This window comes from Sinomonas soli (assembly GCF_054782415.1).
In genome coordinates this window covers 1-450 of the sequence record NZ_BAAGSN010000017.1, presented here as the reverse complement: position 1 = coordinate 450, position 450 = coordinate 1, and the positions used below count along the sequence as shown (strand labels likewise).

Annotated in this window: 1 protein-coding gene; it reads right to left on the bottom strand. The window is 71.1% G+C overall.

Annotation, left to right across the window (positions count from 1 at the left end):
- Positions 1-450: dioxygenase family protein (locus ACYVKZ_RS17530; protein WP_460993542.1), on the bottom strand; the 450-nt coding region annotated here is incomplete at both ends.

The window sequence follows — 450 nt, the reverse complement described above, 5'->3', positions numbered from 1 at the left end:
GTCGCCGGGGAAGTACAGCTGGGTGGTGATCAGCTGGTGGCCGGGGGCCGAGACCTTCAGGTGGATGTGGGCCGGGCGCCAGGCGTGCCAGCCGGCGGCGGCGATGAGCTGGCCGCATGCTCCGTCGGTCGGGATCTGGTAGGGGGCCGGCTGGATGGTGTTGATCTGGAAGTGGCCCGTCTCGTCGGCCAGGACGGTTCCGCGCAGGTTCCACTCGGGCAGGCCCGGGGCGTACTGCGAGTAGAAGCCGAGGTCGTCCGCGTGCCAGATCTCGACCTTCGCCCCGGTGAGCGGCTCGCCGGAGACGGAGGTGATCTGGCCCTGGAAGAGGAGCGGGGTACCGGGCTCGTCGTCCCGCATGGGCAGCGTGCCCGGCGTCTGCTGGGCGGGTGAGGCCGGGACGTAGTAGGGGCCCTCGATCGTGCCCTTGGAGCCCGCGCGGTGTTCGTT